The sequence below is a fragment of the Paraburkholderia sp. D15 genome (assembly GCF_029910215.1).
GTDB lineage: Bacteria > Pseudomonadota > Gammaproteobacteria > Burkholderiales > Burkholderiaceae > Paraburkholderia.
In genome coordinates, this window is sequence record NZ_CP110396.1 from 2,838,918 (window position 1) to 2,860,933 (window position 22,016).

At 62.2% G+C, this 22,016-nt stretch carries 19 protein-coding genes and 1 pseudogene; 8 read left to right on the top strand and 12 right to left on the bottom strand.

Going from position 1 to position 22,016, the window contains the following annotated elements:
* Positions 1-7 precede the first annotated feature (7 nt).
* The 4 genes from LFL96_RS32470 to LFL96_RS32485 all read right to left on the bottom strand — a co-directional run bounded on the left by LFL96_RS32470 (position 8) and on the right by LFL96_RS32485 (position 6,151).
* Entirely contained in the window at positions 8-1,018 is a 1,011-nt protein-coding gene (locus LFL96_RS32470; RefSeq protein ID WP_281001983.1) for a glycosyltransferase family A protein, read from the bottom strand.
* A gap of 82 nt (positions 1,019-1,100) precedes the next feature.
* Positions 1,101-2,621: a hypothetical protein gene (locus LFL96_RS32475; RefSeq protein ID WP_281001984.1), complete on the bottom strand. Its 1,521-nt coding sequence runs from the start codon at positions 2,619-2,621 to the stop codon at positions 1,101-1,103.
* A 3-nt stretch (positions 2,622-2,624) separates the two neighbouring features.
* Positions 2,625-3,740 (bottom strand): glycosyltransferase family 1 protein, encoded by a 1,116-nt coding sequence (locus LFL96_RS32480; protein ID WP_281001985.1) that lies wholly within the window; start codon positions 3,738-3,740, stop codon positions 2,625-2,627.
* A gap of 68 nt (positions 3,741-3,808) precedes the next feature.
* A complete protein-coding gene (locus LFL96_RS32485; protein WP_281001986.1) occupies positions 3,809-6,151 on the bottom strand; it encodes a polysaccharide biosynthesis tyrosine autokinase in 2,343 nt (780 codons plus the stop codon).
* Between the two features lie 928 nt (positions 6,152-7,079).
* Here LFL96_RS32485 and LFL96_RS32490 point away from each other — a divergent pair.
* From LFL96_RS32490 to LFL96_RS32505, 4 genes are all read left to right on the top strand, one after another.
* Positions 7,080-8,018, top strand: a complete 939-nt coding sequence (locus LFL96_RS32490) for a helix-turn-helix domain-containing protein (protein WP_281001987.1) — start codon at positions 7,080-7,082, stop codon at positions 8,016-8,018.
* A 78-nt stretch (positions 8,019-8,096) separates the two neighbouring features.
* Positions 8,097-9,011 carry an ATP-grasp fold amidoligase family protein gene (locus LFL96_RS32495; RefSeq protein ID WP_281001988.1) on the top strand — a complete coding sequence of 305 codons (915 nt, stop codon included), beginning with the start codon at positions 8,097-8,099 and terminating at the stop codon, positions 9,009-9,011.
* A gap of 58 nt (positions 9,012-9,069) precedes the next feature.
* Complete coding sequence (locus LFL96_RS32500; protein WP_281001989.1) at positions 9,070-10,173, top strand: hypothetical protein; 1,104 nt, start codon at positions 9,070-9,072, stop codon at positions 10,171-10,173.
* A 214-nt stretch (positions 10,174-10,387) separates the two neighbouring features.
* Positions 10,388-11,167: a hypothetical protein gene (locus LFL96_RS32505; protein WP_281001990.1), complete on the top strand. Its 780-nt coding sequence runs from the start codon at positions 10,388-10,390 to the stop codon at positions 11,165-11,167.
* Positions 11,168-11,316: 149 nt separating this feature from the next.
* Here LFL96_RS32505 and LFL96_RS32510 read toward each other — a convergent pair whose 3' ends face one another.
* Positions 11,317-12,882 carry a hypothetical protein gene (locus LFL96_RS32510; RefSeq protein ID WP_281001992.1) on the bottom strand — a complete coding sequence of 522 codons (1,566 nt, stop codon included), beginning with the start codon at positions 12,880-12,882 and terminating at the stop codon, positions 11,317-11,319.
* 660 nt (positions 12,883-13,542) lie between these two features.
* Between LFL96_RS32510 and LFL96_RS32515 the strand changes: the two genes are divergently transcribed.
* Entirely contained in the window at positions 13,543-13,710 is a 168-nt protein-coding gene (locus LFL96_RS32515) for a hypothetical protein (protein WP_281001993.1), read from the top strand.
* 113 nt (positions 13,711-13,823) lie between these two features.
* Here the strand turns inward: LFL96_RS32515 and LFL96_RS32520 are convergent, their stop codons facing one another.
* The 7 genes from LFL96_RS32520 to LFL96_RS32550 all read right to left on the bottom strand — a co-directional run bounded on the left by LFL96_RS32520 (position 13,824) and on the right by LFL96_RS32550 (position 19,791).
* Positions 13,824-15,008 carry a serine hydrolase gene (locus LFL96_RS32520; protein ID WP_281001994.1) on the bottom strand — a complete coding sequence of 395 codons (1,185 nt, stop codon included), beginning with the start codon at positions 15,006-15,008 and terminating at the stop codon, positions 13,824-13,826.
* Between the two features lie 94 nt (positions 15,009-15,102).
* Positions 15,103-15,831, bottom strand: a complete 729-nt coding sequence (gene glnQ, locus LFL96_RS32525; protein ID WP_281001995.1) for a glutamine ABC transporter ATP-binding protein GlnQ — start codon at positions 15,829-15,831, stop codon at positions 15,103-15,105.
* Positions 15,828-16,484: a glutamine ABC transporter permease GlnP gene (glnP, locus tag LFL96_RS32530; protein ID WP_281001996.1), complete on the bottom strand. Its 657-nt coding sequence runs from the start codon at positions 16,482-16,484 to the stop codon at positions 15,828-15,830. The genes glnQ and glnP overlap by 4 nt, the downstream gene beginning before the upstream one ends.
* Entirely contained in the window at positions 16,481-17,233 is a 753-nt protein-coding gene (locus LFL96_RS32535; RefSeq protein ID WP_281001997.1) for a transporter substrate-binding domain-containing protein, read from the bottom strand. Before LFL96_RS32535 ends, glnP begins: the two co-directional genes overlap by 4 nt.
* An 81-nt stretch (positions 17,234-17,314) precedes the next feature.
* Positions 17,315-17,932 (bottom strand): RidA family protein, encoded by a 618-nt coding sequence (locus tag LFL96_RS32540; protein WP_281001998.1) that lies wholly within the window; start codon positions 17,930-17,932, stop codon positions 17,315-17,317.
* The gene (locus LFL96_RS32545; RefSeq protein WP_281001999.1) at positions 17,929-18,828 is read right to left on the bottom strand and encodes a PhzF family phenazine biosynthesis isomerase; all 900 of its coding nucleotides are present in this window, start codon (positions 18,826-18,828) and stop codon (positions 17,929-17,931) included. The genes LFL96_RS32540 and LFL96_RS32545 overlap by 4 nt, the downstream gene beginning before the upstream one ends.
* 87 nt (positions 18,829-18,915) lie before the next feature.
* On the bottom strand, positions 18,916-19,791 hold the full coding sequence (locus LFL96_RS32550) for an AraC family transcriptional regulator (protein WP_281002000.1): 876 nt from the start codon (positions 19,789-19,791) through the stop codon (positions 18,916-18,918).
* Between the two features lie 331 nt (positions 19,792-20,122).
* Here LFL96_RS32550 and LFL96_RS32555 point away from each other — a divergent pair, with 331 nt between their 5' ends.
* From LFL96_RS32555 to LFL96_RS32565, 3 genes and pseudogenes are all read left to right on the top strand, one after another.
* Entirely contained in the window at positions 20,123-20,431 is a 309-nt protein-coding gene (locus LFL96_RS32555; protein WP_281002001.1) for a type II toxin-antitoxin system RelE/ParE family toxin, read from the top strand.
* Positions 20,428-20,700: pseudogene (locus LFL96_RS32560) on the top strand (addiction module antidote protein); the annotation flags it as partial. The gene LFL96_RS32555 and the pseudogene LFL96_RS32560, both read left to right, overlap by 4 nt.
* 554 nt (positions 20,701-21,254) lie before the next feature.
* Positions 21,255-22,007, top strand: a complete 753-nt coding sequence (locus LFL96_RS32565) for an SDR family NAD(P)-dependent oxidoreductase (RefSeq protein WP_281002002.1) — start codon at positions 21,255-21,257, stop codon at positions 22,005-22,007.
* Positions 22,008-22,016: the final 9 nt, after the last annotated feature.

The window sequence follows — 22,016 nt, forward strand, 5'->3', positions numbered from 1 at the left end:
GTGGACTTCAACGTCCAGCCACGCGATGGCGGGCCAGCGGGTTCGAGATATAGCGCACCACGAAGTCGGACAGTGGCGAGTACGGAATCAGGCACAAACTCGACAGCACCAGCGTGCCGAGTTTCTTCTTCAGGCTCCAGAAGGGATTGGCGACGATGGTGTGCAGATACGCGCGCGAATCCCACATCATCCAGTGCCAGCGGTTATGCAGCGGAGCGCGATAGACGCCGCTGCAAAAGCGCGCCTTCTCGTGCGAAAAGTCGTGGAAGGCGGGCGGCAGTTCCATCTGCAGACGGGTGCCGGCAATGTCGCGCAGGATCGACCATCGCGAGGTGAACGCTTCGGGCGCCTTGCTCATGTCCTCGGAGTTCGAGAAGGACACGGTGACCTTGTCGGCGTTGTGCACGCGATAGCCGCCCAGTGGCCTTGGAATCGTCGCGACGCGGCCCAGCAGTGCGGTGCCGTAGATCGCGTAGAAGTCGGCCCCGTAGCGGTTGATGGCGGCTTTCGGCACGGGGAAAATGCGCCGCAACGCACTCACGCGATAAGCGTTTCCCGAAGCCGGCGGCGAGGGATACAGCCAGCCGGACAGCAGCAATCTTCCGCAGTCGGCCGGCGGCTCGGTGTGCGGCACATGCGCGCCCGTCAGCTTGCCCGCGCTATCCATCACGTCGAGGCGGAACTGGACTTTCGCCCAGTCTCCGGTCGAGAAGAAACGCATCACTTCGGAGACGGCGCGGGGATACAGAACGTCGTCGGAGTCGAGAAAGATCGCGTACTCGGTGTCGAGCGCCTCGATCGCGCGGTTGTAGGCGGACACCTGGCCGCCGTTCTCCTTGAGGATCGTCGAGATGCGCGTGCCGAACCGTTCGATGACCGCGCGCGAACCGTCCGTCGAGCCGTCGTCGATCACCAGCACGGACGTGCCGGGATAGTCCTGCGCGAGCGCCGATTCGATCGCGGCAGCGAGGTAGCGCTCGTAGTTGTAGTTGCAGATCACGACGGTGATTGGGCTCATGGTAGCGGGCGCGGTTTGTATTTGAGTCAATGCTTGGGTTGCCAAATAAGTTATTGAACGAGTCGTTGCGTCAGTCATGTCGTCAGGCCATGTTCACGTCGTGCACGACGACGTAGGCCAGATGCCGGTGCGGCGGATTATTCGAATTGCCGGAATGACCGGAATTACTGGAATTGCCGGTCCCGTCCGCTCCATTGGTGACACTCGGTACCTTGAAGCGAACGTTCAGCGTGGCACCGCTCCACGTTCCAGCGATATCGCTTGCAGCGCTCGCACCGCCCGTCACCGCATCGATCAATTCGACACGTGCATTGGCGTTGGCGGGCGGCCTGATACCGGTCACGCCGACACTGCGCCAACCCGGCTCGGCACTGACCTGCATCACCAGATCGCGGCCCGAAAGCAGTGCCTTGCCGTCGACGCCCGCGCCGAATTTCATCGCCTTCGGAAACGCGGACAGCGTGCCGTTCGCGGTCCGGCACAGCGCGACGAGGCTTCTGCCGGACACGTTGTAAGTCCGCTCGGGCGGTCCGCGATGCGTGAGACGAAAGGGCTCGTAGCCGTCCCAGTGATAAACCATCGACAGGTATTTGTTGGGGTCGTCCCAGTCGCTGTCGAGCGCCCACACGGCGAGGTCGAAGAAATAGCGCGGCAGGTAATGCGGGTCCTTCATGTACGCGTCGCCGATTTCCGTTTGCCAGACGCCGCGCGCGGGACCGTTCTTCACGTACTGCCGGTACAGCGAATCGAGATCGGTCACGGGCAGATAGTGGGTGTCGATGTAATCGACCCAGTCCAGCATCCGTTCATTCCATACCGGACTGCGGTACTCCAGCCACGTCTTGAAGTTGTCGAGGCCGCCCTGGTCCGGCCATCCGCCATACACGACGTAGGCGCGATAGCGGCGGATGATGCGGGCCGCCGGAATATGAATCTTGTCGACGTAGTCCTGCATCGCGCGCGCGTATGGCTTCGAGGTCTTCAGGTTGCCGTCCGCATCCGGCCCATGCCAGAACGTCGCCTGCGCGAGGCCGCCGGACAGCGTGCCGGCGGCCTCGTTCCAGATCTGGAAATGGCGGAGGTTATAAGGCGGCGCGGAGTACTGACGCACCACCGCCTCGACGTAACGCGTCCAGCCTGCCACATCCACCGGCGCGGAATTGGCGTCGCGCGGCACGCGCGAATTCCACCAGGGCGTGTAGCCGAGTTGCAGCAGCGAGCCGATTCCATTGCGCTTGTTCGCGAGCAACGCGGGCGGCAGATCGGCATCGAATGCGGAACTGGTCTTGTCGACCCGCATCACGTCGAGCGGACTGTGCGGCTGGCCAGGACCTACTGAACCGCGCCCCCAACTGATGCCCATCGCGCGCCACATCTCGACGTCGTCCGGCGCACCTGCCCAGCCGTTCGAGCCGATCAGCTGGGTGATCCGCCGCTCGTGCATCCCATGCGCCTGGGTGCCTGGCGCCCCCGCCGACAGCGACAGCGCAGTCCTGGCGCGTGCGAGCGGCGTCGCCATGCCGGCGCACGCGGCGAGCAGGCGCAAGATGCGCCGCCGTCCGGCAAAGTGCGCGAGGGTGTCGATGCGCTGGCCTGCGAACATGGGCTAGCTCGCCGACGCGCTGGGCGCCAGTTGCGGCAGGCGATTGCCAGCGTGACCATGAAGAACCTGCAGAACCTTTTGCGCGGCATCTTCCCAGCGGAACTCGCGTGCGCGGGCCATCCCCAAGGTTCGGTAATGCTCGCGCAACTGCGGGTTACGCATCATCAGGGAGATCTTTGCCGCGATGTCGGCGGCCGACGTCGCATCGCAATACAGCGCGGCATCGCCGCACGCTTCCGGTATCGACGTGCGGGACGAGGCCACGACCGGACAGCCGCAGTACATCGCTTCGAGCGGCGGCAGTCCGAACCCCTCGTACAGCGACGGAAAAACGAGGCAGGCGGCGTTCTCGTAGAGCGACTTCAATTCGCCGTCGCGTACGAAACCAGCCCAGACGATGTGCTTGCCGTAGTCGCGCGGTTTCGCTTGTGCATCGTTGAATACGCGGGGATTGCGGCCGCCGACAACGACAAATTTGACGCCGTTCAGATGGCCGAGCGTATCGATCGCTTCCAGCGCGCATTGGAGATTCTTGCGGGGATCGAGGCTGCCGACGATCACGCAATAGGCGTCTCTCGCAAGATCGAGGCGACTTAACACACTGGGGTCCGCCACGACCCGGTCCAGATGATCCGCGCCCGGCGTGATGACGGTGACGCGCGATTCATCGATCTTCATGTGATGGCAGATCCGCGTCCTCGAATACGCGGACACCGTCAGGATGGTCGGCTGCATGCGCGGCAGCAGGCCGAAACAGACGCGATACCACAGGCGGAATTTTCTGGAGAAGGCGTGCGGCACGTCGTAGATCGCCATGTCGTGGACCATCACGACCTGCCCGCGCTTGAACACCGGATGCGTATTGCACAGATTGAGCAGCTTCGTGCCGCGCGCCGCAAAGGGCAGGGTGATCTGCTCCCACAGCGTGCCGCGCAGCCACGGAAAGCGGCGCTGGCGTTTCAGTTGCGCGCCCGGCTCGACGACATTGCGCGGCACGAACACTTCCAGTTCTTCACCGGGCGTCGCGCTCATCTGCATCGCGCGCGTCAACTCGTACGCGACACGTTGAACGCCGGTGACGGACTGCGAGGTGAACTTTCCGTTGATTGCAAAGGCCATCGGGTTCTCCGTTTGACGATGCCGCGCGGGGTGTGATCGGGTTGTGAACTCGCTCGCCGCCGACGCATTCAGTGCGTGGTTTCGAGGTCGCCGTAATCGCTGGCGTAGTTCGCCGCGTAGCCGTAATTGCGCGTGCTTCGCCGTAGCGGAATACCGTTGAATACCGCGCCGGCAATGCGCCCCTCGGCGCGTTCCAGCTTCTTGACCGTATCCGCGATCTCCTGCTCGCTTTGCATGCCCGAGCGCAGCACCAGTAGCGACGAGCCGGTCTGGCACGCGATGATCGACGCGTCGGTCACCGCGAGGAACGGCGGCGTGTCGATGATCACCATGTCGAACTGCGTCGCGAGCCGGTCCAGCAATTCCTTGAACTGCGGTTTCATCAGCAGGGCCGCGGGATTCTCCGGCCGTATGCCGCACGACAGGAACGTCAACCCGTCGACGCTGGTCGGCCGCAATGCATTGCGTAAGGTCATGCGGCCCGAGAGCACTTCCGACAGACCGCCACGGTTCGGCTCGCCGAACAACGCCGCGAGATGACCGCGACGCATGTCCGCGTCGATCAGCACGACGCGCGAACCGATTTCCGCATGCAGGATCGCGAGATTGGCCGCCACGAAGCTCTTGCCCGCGGAGGGTGTCGGTCCGATCACCATCAGGTGGGGATTGCGCGCGTGGGCCAGATCGCGCGCCACCGCTGTACGTACCGCTCGCAGCGCTTCCACCGACGGATCGTGCGGATAGCGCGCGGCGAGAATGCGCGTGTGATTGGCCGTGAGCGCCGCGTCGAGATCGGCGTCGGCGGGATCGCGGAGAAACTGGGGCTCGACGGCGCCTTGCTGGAGCGGTAAACCAGCGCGTCCGCCTGCATCGCGTAGTGCCTTGCGCCCGCCACCCGCGCCGTGACGATCGAGCGACAACTGCTGCTGACTGAACAGGATCTCGCCGAACACCGGCACGCTCATGCGGCTTTCCACGTAGCGCGGGTCGGTGACGCCCGTCATCACGTGACGGCGCATGAACACCAGCATCACGCCGGACAGCAGACCCAGCACCATGCCGCCGGCCAGCACGATTTCAGGCTTGGGCTTGACCGGACGATGCGGCCGGATCGCGGGATCGACGATATGCACACCGCCCGTCGTGCTCGCGCGCCGCACCTGCAATTGCTCGGCCTTCTGCACCATGCCGAGATAGACCGTCTCCGCGACTTTCTGTGCGCGCACCAGATCGACGCTTTGACGCTCGGACGAGGGCATATCGTTGAAATGGCCGTCGAATTGCGCCTTCGCGTCCTGCAGTTGCTGGAGCTGCCGGTCGGCGGTTTGCACCCAGCGGCTGTCCGGCGTGTAGCGTTCGAGCAGTTGCGTGCGTTGTATCTGCAGCGTCGCGATCTGCTTGTCGATGTCGAGGCCGCCTTGCAGATAGGCTTGCGCTTCGCTGGTCGGCTGAATGGATTGCGAGCCGGAACGGAAATGCTTGAGATCGTCCTCGGCCTTCCTCAGGTCTTTCAACAGCCGCGGTAGTTCGCCATTGATGAACGCGAGCGTGGTCGTGTCGTTCTGCTGACGCGCCGCGATCGCGTAGGCGAGGTACTGATCCGCCATGGCGTTGGCGACATCGGTGGCCCGGTCGGGATTCTTGTCTTCGTACGCTAGCTGCATCAGACCGGACTCTTTCTCCTTGTCGCCGATCTTGATGTGCTTTTCGAACTGCGCGATCGCGTCGAGCGGATTCCAGCGGATCACCTGAAACTCGGTATCCGGACGCGCGCTGAGTTCCTTGATGAGCATCGACACGCCATTGCCCTGCGCGGGTTTGCCGACGAAACCCTTGACGAGCACCTGGCCGGAAGGACCGCGCAATTCGTACGCGCCGTTCTCGAGCGCGGTGAGGGTGAGTTTCTTTTCCTCGAGATCGCGCGGGACATCCAGCGAGCCGACCTGCACGCGCTCGCCGCCCCACGCAAACGAAGAGAGGCCGAACCACGCGCCGGACGGCTCGCCTGGCGTCGCGAATTTCTCGGCAATGCTGCCGAGGACAGGGACCGTGCGCGGCGTGACCGACACGTCGAAACGGAATTTCTCGATCACCGGATCGAGTACCGCGCGGCTGCTCATCACGGCCATTTCGGTCGATGCGGACGGCGCGGGCGGCGGCAACGCTTCCTGCCCCTGCAAGGCGAGGCCGAGCGCATTCGGCTCGGGCGGATCGACGCGCATCAGCACATCGGCGGAGTAGATCGGCGAGGCGATCAGCAAGTACGCCACGGCGAGCGTGAGCACGGCGACGGCCGTCGTGACGATCTCCCAGATATGGTCCCGCATCAGCGTGAACATGCCGCCGACGCTGAGTTGACCGCGCTCGGCATGGGGAGCGTCAAAGAGCGAATTTCTCGGGTAGTAATCCACCGGTTGATCCTTCCATGTTCGACGCGCGCAACGATGACTCGTCATCGGTTCGTCGCGTCTCGAGTTCGTGATCTGGAACCGCCGTCGCCGGTCCTGACTGTCTGGACCGGCGACGCTTCGGGGTCGTACGCTGCAGCAGGTTGGGGCCAGGTGCCACGTCAGGCATTCGGGGCGGGCGCTCGCGATTCACCGTGCGGCGCATGCCGGCCTGGTCAGGCTTTCAGCCGTGTCGTAAAGCGGTAAGTGGTATCGCCATTCCATCAAGCCGGAATGAGGAATTTAAATTGAATTAACCGGTGAGAGGATTCGAAACAGGCTGAATCGTCAATGCAAATAACCACGTATGTTGCGGTGAAGCATAGCGCGCAAATAATGCGTAAATCTGACGACGGCATAAATTCGGGTGTTAATGGCCGAATAAGCGGAATGGATTACAGTTTCCGCTGTTCAGAAAGTGTTGTTGCGATATGTAACTGCTGTAACGTGGTTATACAGACAGCCCGCGATGCAGTAACAAAAGCGCAGTGACAATTCAAACGGAAAAAACGCCCGTTCGAACGATTGAATCGCGACGAACCCTTTGATGCAAGGGGCGTGCGAGGTAGCCATGGGTGGCCGGATCGAACGCGAAATTGCGTAGGCGGTCACGGCAAATCTTTCTCGGAGCCTTTCATAATACAGCCATTTAACGGTGATGTACAGGTAATAATTTCCCCGATCATGACAATTACGCCAAAACACCCATGAATACAGCCAAGCTCGTCTGGAAAATTTCAATGCGCTAATCTCGCTACGTGACTTTATTGGAACGTCCGGAGAATCGAGTGTGATGAATTCAACCAGTTTTCTTACGTCGTGCTTCAATGAAGGTCAGAAAGGAGATAACGCTGTCAAACACATAGGCCTTCTGCTTTTCGAAGATTGCTCCATGTCCACCGCAGGCACTGTCGGCGACGCATTCCGGCTCGCCAACGAGTTCGAGGCCGCCGTCGGCGAAGAGCCGCCTTACCGGCTGTCGGTGTTGTCGGGCGGCGGCGGTCTTGTCACCAGTTCGTCGAGCATTTCGATCTGGACGCAGAATCTCGAGCGATATAGCCCGTCCGACTTTCATGCGCTGTTTGTAGCGTGTCGCGATGTCACGGAAACGGTGGAGTCCGACGATCGATTGATCTCGTGGATCGAGCGCGAAGGGTCGATGGTCTCGTCGAGCATTCAACCCGGCACGAGTCTCGCGGTCGCGTGCCGGAATCCGCCTAAATCCACGGTACCGATCTTTCTCTTCGACGAAGGCGGCGCGCGAAGAGGCGGCAGCAGCAATGGAAGCGGCGCGACTGCGTCGCCGGCCGATCTCGTGCTCGCGCGAATCGAACGCGATGTCAGCGCGGATACGGCACGCAAGGTTGCGCGTGTGCTGCAAACGAATTACGTCGAGCAGAATCTGCCGGAGCTGGACGATGCGGTGATTGCCACGACCACCGAGAAGATTCGCGAGTCCGCGCGCTGGATCAAGGAGAACTACAGCAAGGCGATCTCGGTCGCCAAGGCCGCCGAATCCGCGGCCATGAGCAAGCGCAATTTTCAGCGCCGCTTCAAATGTGAATTCGGCATGACGCCGCTGGAGTATCTGTTGCGTACGCGCTTCGAGATTGTCTGCGCGATGCTGAGAAATACCGAACTACCGGTCGACAAGATCGCGCGACGTTGCGGGATGGGCGACGGCAACCGGTTGGGACGGCTCTTCAAGGAGCGCTACGGGATGTCGCCCACGCAATATCGCGCGCGGCAACAGCTCGAATCGGTGGAGCGGTGGCTGGCGCCGGAGGAAAGCTGGAGCGCGGTTCCGGAACTGGTGCGGGAAATGCCGTAACGTGCCGATGCCTCCAATGCGTTGCGTTCCCCTACATCGACACGCAGTCTCGCGATCTCACGAGCCATGGATGGAGACATGACGATTCTCAAGTCTGCAACGTTGCATCGACCGACACAGCAATACCCCGTGCCGGTTCTCAGAAGAATCAAGGAGCAGTTGAAATCGCGGTTGCCCGCTCCGGTGTTCCTGACACTCCTTCATCACAAGTGCATTGGCCGCTATCCGAATCTGCTCCGCCCGGCCACCTTCAACGAAAAGATCCTGCAGCGAAACCTGCGCCCCGATCCACGCTATATCGACCTGAGCGACAAGCTCGCGGTGCGCGACTATGTCGCGCGGAAGATTGGGCGCGCGCATCTCATTCCATTGATCGCGGTACCGGATGCATTCACGCGTGAAGTGTTCGATGCGCTTCCGGAGGCCTTCGTGATGAAGGCCAATCATGGCAGCAGTTTTGTCGAGGTGGTGAGAGACAAGTCGGACACGTCGTTCGAACATCTGCAGGCACTCGCGCAGCGATGGCTTGCCACCGACTTCTATCACGTCGCGCGAGAACGGCACTATCGCGCGATCACACCGCGCATTTTCTTCGAGCATCTGCTGCTGGACCGGACCGGGCACATACCGGCCGATTTCAAGCTGCACTGCTTCGGCGGTCGGCCCGGCGGTCCCGTCATCTATCTGCTCGTGATTTCCGACCGGTTCGGCCATGCCACGCACGGCGACGTGTACGACGTGGACTGGAATCATCTCGACATCGCGATCGGGTATTACAAACGCAGTGCCGTGCCCGCGCCGCGGCCGGAGAACCTGGACGACATACTGGAAACAGCCGCGAAGCTGTGCGAAGACTTCGACTACGTGCGCGTCGATTTATATGCGCCGGACAACCAGGTGTACTTCGGCGAATTGACCTTCACGCCGGGCGCGGGCGTTCTACCTTTTACACCGGATAGCATCGACTACGAATGGGGAAAGCTGCTCGCTTGACGTGGTACTCGCCCATCGCCTGTCTTTGCGGCCTTGAACTCAATTGCAGAGGTACACGATGAAGCCAACTGTCGACGAGGTCCGCGAGCGTCCGGCCACCGGGCCTCGGCCGCGCGTGATGATGTGCCCGTTCTACAACCCGACCAACCGCTACATCGAGATCCAGAAGGATCTTTACCGTTCGATCGGTTACGACGTCGTGCCGCTTTCCATCAAGGGGCTGCTCAAGGGAGGATTGCCGCAGCTATTCAAGCCGGAGAACATTCTCGCGTTTCACTGGCTGGAGTACAGACCGTTCAGGCGTAGCCAGGGTACAGCGCGTTTGAGCGTGACGGGGTCGCTGATGTTCGCGTTCTATTGTTCGCTGATGTGGATCGGCCGGGCCAAGGTCGTCTACTTCGTGCACGATCACGCGGTGCACGACACCGAGGGTTTCAACCGGCGTCTGTCGATGAAAATCATGGCGTTCGTGCGGCGGCTCGCGGATTTTCGCGTGGTGCACGCGCCGGACTATCAGCAACAGTACGACGCGCAGTACCTGCCGCATCCGCTCTATTGGGACGCGCCCGGACAAACGCCCATTACGCCGAGAGCGGACAGTGCGACGCCCCTGTATTCACTGCTTGGCGTGATTCGCCCTTACAAGCAGATCGATGCCGTGCTCGATGTGTGGCCGCCCGAGTGCCGTCTGCATATCGCGGGGCAGGGCACGCCGGCCTATCTTACGGCGCTCGATGACATCATTCGGCGCCGCTCGCTGGGCCATGCCGTTCATCTCGACGCGCGCTTTCTCAGCGATGCGGAGTTTGCCCAGTGCATTGCCGACAGCGATGTACTGATCCTGCCGCACGCGGCGGATTCGATGCTGGTCAGCGGCGGGTTCTTCGAGGCGATCGGTCGCGTGCCGTTGCTGATCGCGCGAGCCACCCCGTTCATGACGTGGGCGGCGAGGAAGTTCGACAACGTGTTGCTGTTCGACGATGTCGGCGAGCTACCCGGCATCGTGCGCTCGGTGAATGCGTCGTGGGCGACGCGGGCTCGTCAGGCCAGCCCGCGTCTTGCCACCGACGAGTTCGGCTGGACCACCTGTCAGCGGCGCTACGAACAGTTCTTCGATGCGATGGACGGGCATCGCAATGCGGTCGAACGGCCGCTCGTTTAATCAACGCGTACGCGGGAGAAAGATCCGAATGTTCCCTTCAAAACTGGTTCCGCGCCGGCTGCGGAATTTCGTGTACCGATACGTTGCCGAGCGTCCACGAGAAGACAAGCTCTTCCATACGCTTCGCCCCAGGTTCGTGTCGATGCAGATTCCTGGACACTATCGGCCCTGCAATCCTTCGCTGTCTTTCGATGGGAATGGCTATGCGGTAGTCGTGAGATCGGTGAACTACGAGTTGATCGACAGCGAGGTGAAGCTGCACGGTGCGGGTTACGACACGGTCAACTATGTCGGCAGTCTGTCCACGAGCCTCAACGTACTCAGCATGGACTCGCTGGAAGACACGGCATTCAGGCAAGGATCGACGGCGGCCGACGGCTTCGAGGATCTCAGAACGTTCTTCTGGAAGGGCGACCTGTGGTGCCTGGGCAGTGCGCGCAGCAATTCGGACGACACCAACACCATGGCGCTGCAGAAGCTCTCCGGCAATCGCGTCGTCGAAAGTTATCTGATTGCGTCGCCATTTGGCTGGACGCGCGAGAAGAACTGGATGCCCTTCGTCGCCGACGGCAAGCTTTGCGCGATTCACACGATGAACCCGCTGACCATCGTCGAGATCAGCGAGCAGGGCGCGACCGTGATGCTGCGCAAACCCTTGAAGGTATCGAAGAATCTGCTGGGCTCATCGCAGCTCGTGCCGTGGAGAAACGGTTGGCTGTGTGTGGTGCATGAGCGCAGCAGAGGCAAACGGCATCTGTACAAACACCGGTTCGTGCACTTCGACAGCGAGTGGCGCGTGACGCTCTCCGAGCCTTTCTATTGGGTCGAGTACGGCGTGGAGTTCTGCTGCGGACTGGCGGTGCACGACGCGACGGTGGCGGTCGGACTCAGCGTCAACGATTCGCAGGCGATCGTCGCGCAGTTCGAGCAAAGCGATATCGACCGGCTGCTGCACCCGTATCCATCGGGCCGCGGCCGGCTCGCGTATGCGTGAACGAAGCAGGCTCCGGTCTCCGCCAGGCTGCACCAGCCAGGGAGGAGACCGGCATTGCCGGACATGGCAACGCATCGGAAGACAAACGACCCGCCAGCAAATCAGCAAATCAGCAAATCAGCGGATCAGCGGATCAGCGGATCAGCGGATCAGTTGTCCGGATTGCTCGACGTGAAGCTCGTGAACGCGCCATACGATGGGTTGATCGGCGCGCCGTTCATCATAATGCCGAACGTGTTGTTGCCACTGTCGAGCACGTAGTACATCACCGACTGGATGTTGTGCGTCTTGCGCGCCTGATAGAACTGACCCAACTGCGTCGTGATGTAGTTCGCCCGATACGCTTCCGTCTGTTCCGGGCCCGTGTTCCATTCGGTGATGATGAACGGCACACCGTAACGGGCCTTGCAGTACGTCGGCAGATCGAAGCCGGGACCGGCGCCGTCGGTGCCGATGTCGAAGATGTCGCCGTAGACTTCGTAATTGTGCCAGGTGGTGATGTCCCAGCGTACTTTCGAATAGCCGCTGCTGCCGTCGGGCTGCGTGCCTTCCCACAACGCGTCGGACGCGCCCACGTCGTTCACGCAGAAATTGATCCCGCACTTCGCCGAAGACTGCACCGACTTCACGCCGTCGATCATCCCGCGCATCACGCCGCGCATGACCGGCCAGTTCGTGTTGTTGAAGTCGAGCGCCTTGGTGCCCGCGTTGGTGGAGTCGATGATGATCGCGCCGTCGCGGGTCAGCTCGTTACCGCATTCGTAGATCGTCACGCCGTAGGATGCCAGCGCTCGCGCGATCGTCGAACCCGCCGAATAGCCGGCACTGTAGGCGGTCGATTCGCCGCTGAACAGTTTGCCGCTCGAATCGTAAAGCCCTTGCTGGATCAGCACGACCAGCTTGATCCCCGCCGACTGGAACGCCTGCGCGAGCTTGACCACCGCATTGAGCTGCGACGAGTCGGAGGTACAACCGACGCGATAGCTCGTGCAGCCCATTGCCTGCAGCATGGAGACCAGTTGCGTGGGCGAATAGGTGTAGTCGTAATGGCCGTTCACACCGTAGAAGCTGCCCGCCGTCGGCGCGACGGCGATACGCGGGTCGGTACAGGCGAGCCATTGCGCGGCGACCTCGGCATTCGCGTAGAAGTTGCCGCTGTTGTTGCAGTGATAGACCTTGCCGCCGTACCAGAGCACGAGCGACACGTTGAAATTGGTGCCCACCACCGTGCCGTTCTTGTAGACGACGCCGTTGACCAGCGTCCACTTCGCGCCCGACTTGTCGATGATGTTGGCGGCGGCTGGCAGCGTCGTGCCGTCGGCGGAGACGGTGCCCGTGCGCGGGTCGATGCACGACACCCATGCCGAGCCGTTCCATTGATAGAACTGGCCGCTCGCGTTCTCGTGGTACATGTTGCCCGAGTACCAGAGCGCCAGTTGCACGTTGTAGTTGACCCCGGCCACCGAGCCGTTCCGGTACACCACACCGCCGGACAGCGTCCACACGGCGCCGCTGCTGTCGGTGATCGAACCTGCCGGCGGCATGCTCGTGCCGCTCGCGGACGCGGCGCTTGCATGGGCTGTCGCCTTGAGGGCGGCTTGTGCCGCGGTGCTGGTGTTGCCCGTGCCGCCTTCCGAGCCGCCGCCGCAGGCGCTCAGAAGATAGCTGCCGCCGAGGGCCGCCAGCCCGCTCATGAATTGACGTCGTTTTACCATTGCTGAATATTTCCCACTGTCGACAAAATATCGAAAAAAATCCAAAAATTTTTTCTGGAGTTTTAAACGAATCAATGTTTGTAGATGAATTCTGTTTTATTGCGGATCGATTGATGAAAAGACACGGCTTTCCGGATATCGAATTCCGCACGAAAATCGATCGCGAGGTATAGCTCGATAAAGCGACCCATTGCCGTGATTCAAACAGGCGAAATAATCCAGCGGACGCGATGCGCCGATAGACCGGCGCGAATGCATTCGCATGGACGACTGCTCGAAAAAACAATGGGAGACAACGCGACCGCGGCACGGACTACTGCCTCAAACCCAGCCAACTCACCGTCAGCAAACGTTTTCGTCTGACGAATTACGCCTGAACGCCGAGTGGTAATTTCTTCCGTGCTGTTGCTCAAACCGGGGTAAAGCGTACCCGGAATGACCGTTTCAGCCTATAAGAAATAGTAATTTTCGGACAAAAAGTAAAAATCTTTCTAATATTCTGGTGCATCGCAAAAATCCCTGCTTTCTCATGATGATATTAAGATTGGATTGTTGCGATCATTGGCGATTCGACCCCGGGAAAATTGATGATTCTGGAGTGGGGTAATTTGAATGTGACAGGAATAAATTCCGCATGCACCGTTATCGGGCGTCTATTGCTTGCAATTGGATAACGATCGGAATGGAAAACTGCTGATCCTGTCGCTGCGGCTTGCCGCGGGTGGCGTGGAAAACCCGAAAGGAAATGGCGGCGTGCTTCAGCGAGCGCGATGCGATGTCGATAGGAAACGACATCCTGAAGTCACGGCAAAGGCGCGCGAGGAATGATTTTATTTATGCGTGGCCGGCATTGGCTGGCCGGCCACGAACGACATGGACGCATCAATTGAATCAGCGCGGTAATAATGTAATGAGGCGCTGATTGACCGAATTCGTGCCAATCATTTCATTGCCGCGATCGCTTCGAACAGCGCGAGGTTCAAAAATTTGACTGCGTCGTTGGTCGGGTCCGGTTGCGACGAGAACTTGGCGATCACCGTCTCGCGCAATGGATCGACATACAGCCACTGACCATGAATACCAATCGCGAAGCAGGCGCCGCTCGCATTGCCGACCTGATACCACTTGTTGCGATACCTGCCGTTCGGCAGCCAGGCCGAGAAGCTGCCCTGTCGCCACGCTTCGGCGCTGCCGCCGCAGCGCGTATCGTCGATCCAGGCCGCCGGAATCAGTCTGCGCTCGCCCACCATGCCGCCCAGACGGACCAGTTCGCCGATCCTCGCCAGATCGCGCACCGCCATGCACAGGCCGCCGCCCGAGCGCGCGGTGCCTTCGATGTCCACCGTCACGCAGCCGTCGTGGCGCAACCCCAGCGGCTGCCACAAACGGGTCGCGGCGAAATCGGCGTAGCGTTCGCCCGACGCGCGTTCGATCACGAGGCCCAGCACGTCGGAATTCGGCGAGCAATAGTGGAACGGGCCGCCGTGGTCGCCCGCGCCTTTCGTCAGCGAAGCCAGCAGCTCGATCACCGTCTGCCGCGGTTCGCCTTCGCGCGGCGGATCGAACTGGCCCGCGCGGCGATAGCGCGCGTACAGGCCGTCCGGATCGAGATAGTCCTCGTTGAAGTCGAGGCTGGTGCGCATGTCCAGCACGTGCTGCACGCGCGCATCGCCGAAAGCCGAACGTGCGAGTTCCGGCACGTAATGCGCAACCGGAGCGTCGGGGTCCAGCAGACCGTCACCGACCAGCATCCCGGCGAGCAGTCCCGCGACCGACTTGCTGGCCGAGAACATGATGTGCCGGGTTTGCAGCGTGAAATGCGGGGCGTGAAAATCCGCGACGAAACGTCCGGCGCGCATCACCGTGATCGCGTCGGTGGAGGTTTGGCGCAGCACGGACGCCACCGTGCGGCGTTCGCCGTCGAACGTGAATTCGTGTTGCGTCAGCGCGTCGGCGTCGGCCTTCGGTTCTTCGGCGAGACCGGACGTGGCGACGATACGCGCGGTCGGAATCAGTTCATGGACATGCCGGAAGGCCCAGACATTCCACGGCGCATCGCGCCAGTTGTCGTGCCGGACGGCGTCGCGGCGAAAGCCGTAATCGTGTTCAAAACGTGATGGTGTCATCTTGACGGCGCACTCCTGTGGCGGGCGGTCGTAAGTCGCGAAAGTATCAACGGAGGTATCGACGAAGGTATCGCTGAAGATACCCGCGCAGAGTTCAATGAACGTGTTGCAGGAATTCGCGGAAGCGCTCGCCGGGCGGCGCCGACAGCATCTCCACGGGACGCCCGTCATGAACGACGCGGCCGCCTTCCATGAACAGCAGGCGCGAACCCACGCGCTGCGCGAAGCCCATTTCGTGCGTCACCACGACCATCGTCATGCCTTCGCCGGCGAGCGTCTGCATGACCTTGAGAACTTCCTGGCGCAATTCGGGGTCGAGCGCCGAGGTCGGTTCGTCGAACAGCATCAGCTTCGGCTGCACGGCAAGGGCGCGTGCAATCGCCACGCGCTGCTGCTGGCCGCCGGAAAGCTGCGAAGGGTAGTGCTGCATGCGCTCCGACAAACCGACCTTCTGCAGCAGCGCGGCGGCGATCTCGCGCGCTTCCGCCTTGCTGCGGCCGCGCGCGCGGATCGGGCCGAACATCACGTTCTGCATCGCGGTCAGGTTGGGGAACAGGTTGAACTGCTGGAACACCATGCCGGCTTCGAGGCGGATTCGCCGGATGTCGCGCGCCGGGCCCTGCACGCTGATGCCGTCGACGCGCAGGTCGCCGGAGCTGATGGTTTCGAGACCGTTGATACAACGCAGCATCGTCGATTTGCCCGAACCCGACGGGCCGACGATCACCGCGACCTCGCCCGGCTCGATCGTCAGATCGAGCGGTTGCAGCACGACGTGCGGGCCGAAACGCTTCGAGGTTTGCTGGAATTCGATCATGCTCATGGCAACCGTACTCTCCGTTCGAGCACTCGCAGACTCAGCGCGAGCAGGCTGATCACGAGCAGATAGATAACCGCCACCGCGGTCCAGATTTCCACGGCCCGGAAGTTCTCGGCCATGATTTCCTGACCGCGGCGGGTCAGTTCGCCGACGCCGATCACGAGAAAGATCGACGTGTCCTTGACGAGGTTGACGAACTGGTTGCCCATGGCCGGCAACGCGCGCCGGAACGCGATGGGTGCGATCACATGGGCGAGCACCTTGTGAAACGGCAGGCCCATCGCCAGTCCGGCTTCGCGCAGTCCATTCGGCACGCCGTCGAGCGCGCCGCGGATGATCTCCGCGTTGTAGGCGCCCGAATTGACGATCAGCGTGATGATCGCGGCGCTGGTCGCGCTGATGCGGATGTTCATCATGATCGGCAGCGCGAAATAGACGAACATCACCTGGACCACGATCGGCGTGCCGCGAATCAAGGCCACGTACGCTTGCGCCGGGAACATCGCGAAGCGGCTGCCGTAGGTCAGCGTCACGCCGGTCAGGATGCCGAGCACGACGCCGCCCGCGAGGCCGGCCAGCGCGATCAGCAGCGTCAGCCGGAGACCTTGCAGCAGATCCGGTAGCGCGGCGGTGACTGCCGCCCAATCGAAACTCATGCCGATGCCTCGCCGAACCATTTCCGGTTGAGCGCCGCGAGGCGGCCGTCGGCCTTCATGGCGGCCAGCTGCACGTTGGCCGCGGCGACCAGCGGACTGCCTTTCTGAAAGCCCATGCCGACATCGAGCCCTTCGAGCGGCGGCTGCACCACGCGGACCTTGCCCTTGCCTGCGGTGTTCGCGTAGTAGAGCAGTTGCGGCTTGTCGTACACGACAGCGTCGGTACGGCCCGCTTCCAGCGCCAGCAGGGCGTTGTTGATACTCGGCAACTGGTCGAGCGTCGCGTCCTTGACGTGGTCCTTGATATAGCCGACCGCGACCGTGCCGGTCTCCGTGCCGATATGCTTGCCGGCGAGATCGGCCGGCGAGTGGATGCTGGTGTTGTCGGCGCGGGTCAGCGCGATCAGACCGCTCTTGTAATAGGGCGTCGAGAAATCGATCACCTGCTGACGCTCCGGCTTGATGAACAGCTGCGAGACGATCACGTCGATGTTATGGGTTTGCAGCGCGGGGATCAGTGCGCCGAATTCCATCGGCTGGAGGCGCCATTTGCGGTTCAGTCCTTTCGCGACTTCGCTCCAGACTTCGACGTCGAAACCGGAATACGTATCGCCCTGCTTGAAGGCGAACGGCGGCGCGCCCACGTTGGAGCCGACGACGAGTTCGGCATCGGCCGCGAACACGGAACGGGACAACAGGACGGCGGGTCCGGCGGCGAGGCCGAGTTGCAGCAGTTGACGACGATTCATGGTTTCCTCCAAGGGTGAGTGAGTGCGCCGGAGCGGCCGTTCGCGCGGCGGTCCGGCGTTTCGTTTTGTTATGAAACTGCGCTAGGTCGTGCTCGTGGTCGTGCCAGCGGTCGCGCTTTCAGTCGCGCTTTCAGTCGCACTTTCAGTCGCACTTTCAGTCGAGCTTGCAGCGGTGCCGGCGGTCGCGTTCACATCAGGCCGCGCGCTCAGCGCGACGGTGAGTTCGATTTCGAGCAGACCATTGCCCGGCAGGCTCGCGACGCCGAGCGCCGAGCGTGCATGACGGCCGGCGTCGCCGAAAATCTCGTGCAGGAGCGACGACGCGTCGTCCAGCACCTGACTGTGATGCGCGAAGCCGGGCACGGCATTGACGAAGCCGCGTAGAAACAGCACGCGATCGACGGCCATCGTGGCTGGCAGCGCGGCGTCGAGCGCACTCAACGCGCGCAGCACGCAGGTGCGCGCGGCGAGCTGGATCACGTCGGGCGGCGTCGCGTGATCGACGGGGCCGGCGACGACCTGATCGCCGATGCGGCTCACCTGGCCGCTGACATAGGCGATGCCGCCATGAACGACCACGCCCGTGTAGGCGCCTCGCGGCGCGGGTGAGGGCGGCAGCGTCATGCCGAGTTGCGCGACCCGCGCGGCGATCGACGTGTTCGCTGTGGCCGCTGTGGCCGATGGAGCCGATGCGGTCATGACGGCGCCCCGATCCGCGCTTCGAAACAAACCGGGCCGCCGAGCCAGCAGCCGTCCACGCGGCCGGACTCGATGCTGAAGCGCACCGAGATCTGCGACGGGCGTTGCATCGCGCGTCCCTGTCTGACGGTGATGCTGCGCGACGACGCTTCCACCATGCCGTTGGCCAGCAGGCCGAAGCACAGCGCGGAGGCCGCGATGCCGGTGGCCGCGTCTTCCGGATAGCCCGACGCGCGCGGGAACTGCCGCGCGTCGAAGATCTGCCGGCCGGCGTCGAAGGTCGCGTAGGGATAGAGGCCGGTGGAGCCGATCCGCTCGCACACCGCTTCGATCCTGTCGAAGCGGGGCTGCAGGGCGTCGAGTATCGCGGGGCTGGCGAGCGGAATCAGCGTTTTGACGCGGCTGGTGCTGGCGTTCTGAATCGGCAGGGGCGCGAGTTGCGCGGCGCCGATACCGAGCGCATCAAGGATCGCATCGCGGTGTTGTTCCGGCAGCGGCAAGGGTTCGACAAGGCCGACGGGTTGAGAGATTTCTACAGCCGCGTCGGCGCCGCCAAAGCCGTCGATCCGGACGGCGACTTCGCCGCTACGGGTTTGTACGGTGAGCCGGTCCTGCGTCAGGCATCCGTTCTGATGCAGCAGCCAGACCGCGCCGACCGTCGCGTGGCCGCACATCGACATTTCGTGGTTCGGGACCCAGAAGCGGAATTCGTAATCGCAGCGGGAACCGGCGGGGGCGGGCAGCACGAAGCCGCTTTCGTGTCCGTAGCGTTGCGCGACGGCTTGCATGTCGGCATCGGACATGCCGGCGGCGTCGACCACGATGGGCGCCGGATTGCCGCCGCCGGGGCCGGCTGAGAACACGCTGACGAGTTCGGCTTGATGACGCAAGGACATAACGGTGTGAGCCCCGCCGACCGGGGGATGTGTTTCCATCCGGTCAGATTACGGGGATCGACGCCGCGCCGCGCGGCCGCGCGGGCCTTACCTTTTGACCGAACGGGCCATGCTGTCGCGCAGCTCGGAAGGCGAATGGCCGCCGATGCGGCGCATCGCGCGGGCCAGCGCCGCGCCGCTTTCGAAGCCGACGCGAAACGCCACCTCGCCGATCGGCAGATCGGTTTCGGCGAGCAGGCGGCAGGCGTTGTCATAGCGCGCGCGTTGCTGGAATTCGCCGATCGAGATGCCCTTGCCTTCGCGGAACAGACGCGTGATGTGGCGCCGGGAAATGCCGAAGCGCGCTTCCAGCGTGTCGAGCGGTATCTCCTGGTCGGCGTTGCGGGTCACGAAGGCTTCGAGGTCGGCGACCAGCGCCATGCCGTGTTCGCGCGGCGAGGTGCCCGGCTCGGTTTTGCCGGCGATCACTTCGCCGATGCACTGCATCAGCAGCGCCGAGGACAGCGCCTGGCGGGTGGCCATGGCGCCGTAGCCGTTCATATCGTTGCGCAGCGACAGTTCCTGCAGGGTACGGATTGCCGCGGTGCGGCGCACCAGAATCGGCGTGCGCGTGCGGCGGCGGAATTCGCTGAGCGAGCCGACGCCGGTGTCGAGCTGGTGCAGGGCGTCGCTCGTCACGTAGACGGCCACGTGCGTGTGCGTCGCGCAGCCGGCGCGGGTTTGATGGGCGCGGCCCGAGGGGACCACCGCGAAGCGGTCCTGCGACAGCCAGGTGCCCGCGCGGCGGTCTTCGTGGCGCAGTTCGACAGCGCCGTGGCTCGGCAGGATAAACATCAGACAGTCGTGCCAGTGCCAGGGCATCGCGTAGGTGCCGCTGCCGGTGAGCGTCGCGTGTCCCGCGTCGGCGGCGACCAGCAGGGACTTGTCGGCGGGTTCGCAGAGTTGGTTGAAGGGTCGTAGCATGGCGAGGCTCCATGCGGTTGCGGATGAGCGCGAACCGAAAAGCAGAGCATAGCAGCGCAAAAAAGGTTCGATTGAATAGGGGCGTCAGAAAAGGGCGTCAGAATTTCAACCGGGCCGAACCGCATGCATGGAAGGTGGGCTGAGTTCAACTTACGTTTGGAAGTGATACTAATTTTTCGGGGAGGCGTACCTGCGGCTTCGCGTTCGCACGCCGAATCGCGGACTTGACAACAAAATGTTAGTTGTTCATGCGTGTTGTTTCGGATACACTTTGTCAAGCGTTCGGACGAAGCGCATCCGAATCCATTACATGCAAATTCGATGTTGGAAGATGAACACAATAAATCAGACCGACGAATTCCGGGCGTGGCTTCTAGGTATCCAGGATGCAACGCTGAAGGGCGCGATCGTTGCTCGTATCAACCGCGCTCAGCACGGACTGTTTGGTGATTGTCATGATGTCGGCGACGGTGTTTGGGAGATGCGAATTCATTTGGGAGCCGGTACTCGTCTCTACTACGTGCGAGATGGATTGACGGTCTACCTGCTGCTTGATGGAGGCGGCAAGAACGGTCAGAACGCTGACATCGCTGCGGCAAAGACGCTGTGGAGCAAAATCAGGAAGGAGCGAAAGCAATGAGCCAAACTAACATTACCCCGTTTGACGCTGCGGAATACCTCGACAGCGAAGAAGCGATCGCTGCGTATCTGAACGATGCGTTCGAATCTGGGAACGATGAAGTGATGCTTGCCGCGCTTCGAGACGTTGCCAAAGCTAGAGGCATGACAAGAGTAGCGGCTGACGCCGGCGTCCAGCGAGAAAGCCTCTATAAATCATTGGCAGACGGTGCAAAACCGCGGTTTGACACGGTAGTTAAACTGGTTGGGGCGCTTGGAGTCAGGTTGACGGTCGCGACGGTTCCAACTGCCGTAGCGGTGTTAGACCCACAACCTGCCAAAGCTGAACGAGCGCCGAAAGGCGTGAAACGAGCAGCATCAGGACGAAAGACTACGACAAAAGCTGCACGGACAGAAAAAACTGCCCACGCATGAAGCTTGTCGATGTATGTGACGAGCCGGGGCTCCAGGAGAGCCCTCGCTACTCGATAGCCTGGCGAACGAGATGGACGGCGTGGTGAGATCCTCATCCCACATCTTCGCGATGCTGCTTAAAGAGGGAGTGGTCTGTCTCGGGACCGCGCGGCCCCAGCAGCGTTTTTAGAGCCGCTTGCGCAACGAAGTCTCACGCGACCTCCCGCTTCCCGATCCACTTTTGTTATCACCCCCTCCAATACTCGGATTGTTGGCGCATCACCGCGCTCGTATATTGGCTCGACAGCAGGCAGCCGTACCAGATGGAGAGCAGCGCGGCACGCTGCGAACGTCAGGACAGGCCGCCGGCACCCCAGCCATCTATAACGACATGACGGCGCGCCGACACGGCCTGCCGCAGGAGCACGGCGATGAATCGGATCGATCTGGAGGGACGCGTAGTCGTCATCACGGGCGGCGCGCGCGGTATCGGTTATGCGGTGGCGCAGCGCGCGCTCAATTCGGGCGCCTCCGTCGCGCTGTGGGACGTGGACGCGGAGCGCCTCGCGCGCAGCGAGCGCGAGTTGGGCGAACTCGGCAAGGTGACCGGCGTCGTCGTCGAACTCACGCAGGAAGCGGCCGTGGCGCAAGCGGTGGAACACACCGTGGCCGCCCACGGCGCGATCCACGTGCTGATCAACTGCGCGGGCATCACCGGCGGCAACGGCACGACGTGGGAACTCGAACCCGACGTGTGGCGCCGCGTGATCGACGTCAATCTGATCGGCCCGTATCTGACCTGCCGCGCGGTCGTGCCGCAAATGCTCAAGCAAGGCTATGGCCGCATCGTCAATATCGCGTCGGTGGCCGGCAAGGAGGGCAATCCGAACGCGTCGCACTACAGCGCGTCCAAGGCCGGGCTCATCGGTCTGACCAAATCGCTCGGCAAGGAACTCGCGACGAAGAACATTCTCGTCAACGCCGTCACGCCCGCCGCCGCCAAAACCGAGATCTTCGATTCGATGTCGCAGCAGCACATCGACTACATGCTGTCGAAGATTCCGATGAACCGCTTTCTGTTACCGGAGGAAGCGGCTTCGCTGATCCTGTGGTTATCGTCGGAAGACTGCGCGTTCAGCACGGGCTCGGTGTTCGATCTGTCGGGCGGTCGCGCGACGTACTGAGCGTGGCTT

Excerpts from the sequence above, each read along its gene's own strand:
- glnQ (WP_281001995.1), bottom strand. The coding sequence starts at position 15,831 with ATGAGCATGATCGAATTCCAGCAAACCTCGAAGCGTTTCGGCCCGCAC.
- LFL96_RS32520 (WP_281001994.1), bottom strand. The coding sequence starts at position 15,008 with ATGACACCATCACGTTTTGAACACGATTACGGCTTTCGCCGCGACGCC.
- LFL96_RS32550 (WP_281002000.1), bottom strand. The coding sequence starts at position 19,791 with ATGCTACGACCCTTCAACCAACTCTGCGAACCCGCCGACAAGTCCCTG.
- LFL96_RS32480 (WP_281001985.1), bottom strand. The coding sequence starts at position 3,740 with ATGGCCTTTGCAATCAACGGAAAGTTCACCTCGCAGTCCGTCACCGGC.
- LFL96_RS32470 (WP_281001983.1), bottom strand. The coding sequence starts at position 1,018 with ATGAGCCCAATCACCGTCGTGATCTGCAACTACAACTACGAGCGCTAC.
- glnP (WP_281001996.1), bottom strand. The coding sequence starts at position 16,484 with ATGAGTTTCGATTGGGCGGCAGTCACCGCCGCGCTACCGGATCTGCTG.
- LFL96_RS32555 (WP_281002001.1), top strand. The coding sequence starts at position 20,123 with ATGAACACAATAAATCAGACCGACGAATTCCGGGCGTGGCTTCTAGGT.
- LFL96_RS32565 (WP_281002002.1), top strand. The coding sequence starts at position 21,255 with ATGAATCGGATCGATCTGGAGGGACGCGTAGTCGTCATCACGGGCGGC.
- LFL96_RS32475 (WP_281001984.1), bottom strand. The coding sequence starts at position 2,621 with ATGTTCGCAGGCCAGCGCATCGACACCCTCGCGCACTTTGCCGGACGG.
- LFL96_RS32500 (WP_281001989.1), top strand. The coding sequence starts at position 9,070 with ATGAAGCCAACTGTCGACGAGGTCCGCGAGCGTCCGGCCACCGGGCCT.
- LFL96_RS32540 (WP_281001998.1), bottom strand. The coding sequence starts at position 17,932 with ATGACCGCATCGGCTCCATCGGCCACAGCGGCCACAGCGAACACGTCG.
- LFL96_RS32495 (WP_281001988.1), top strand. The coding sequence starts at position 8,097 with ATGACGATTCTCAAGTCTGCAACGTTGCATCGACCGACACAGCAATAC.
- LFL96_RS32510 (WP_281001992.1), bottom strand. The coding sequence starts at position 12,882 with ATGGTAAAACGACGTCAATTCATGAGCGGGCTGGCGGCCCTCGGCGGC.
- LFL96_RS32490 (WP_281001987.1), top strand. The coding sequence starts at position 7,080 with ATGTCCACCGCAGGCACTGTCGGCGACGCATTCCGGCTCGCCAACGAG.
- LFL96_RS32535 (WP_281001997.1), bottom strand. The coding sequence starts at position 17,233 with ATGAATCGTCGTCAACTGCTGCAACTCGGCCTCGCCGCCGGACCCGCC.
- LFL96_RS32545 (WP_281001999.1), bottom strand. The coding sequence starts at position 18,828 with ATGTCCTTGCGTCATCAAGCCGAACTCGTCAGCGTGTTCTCAGCCGGC.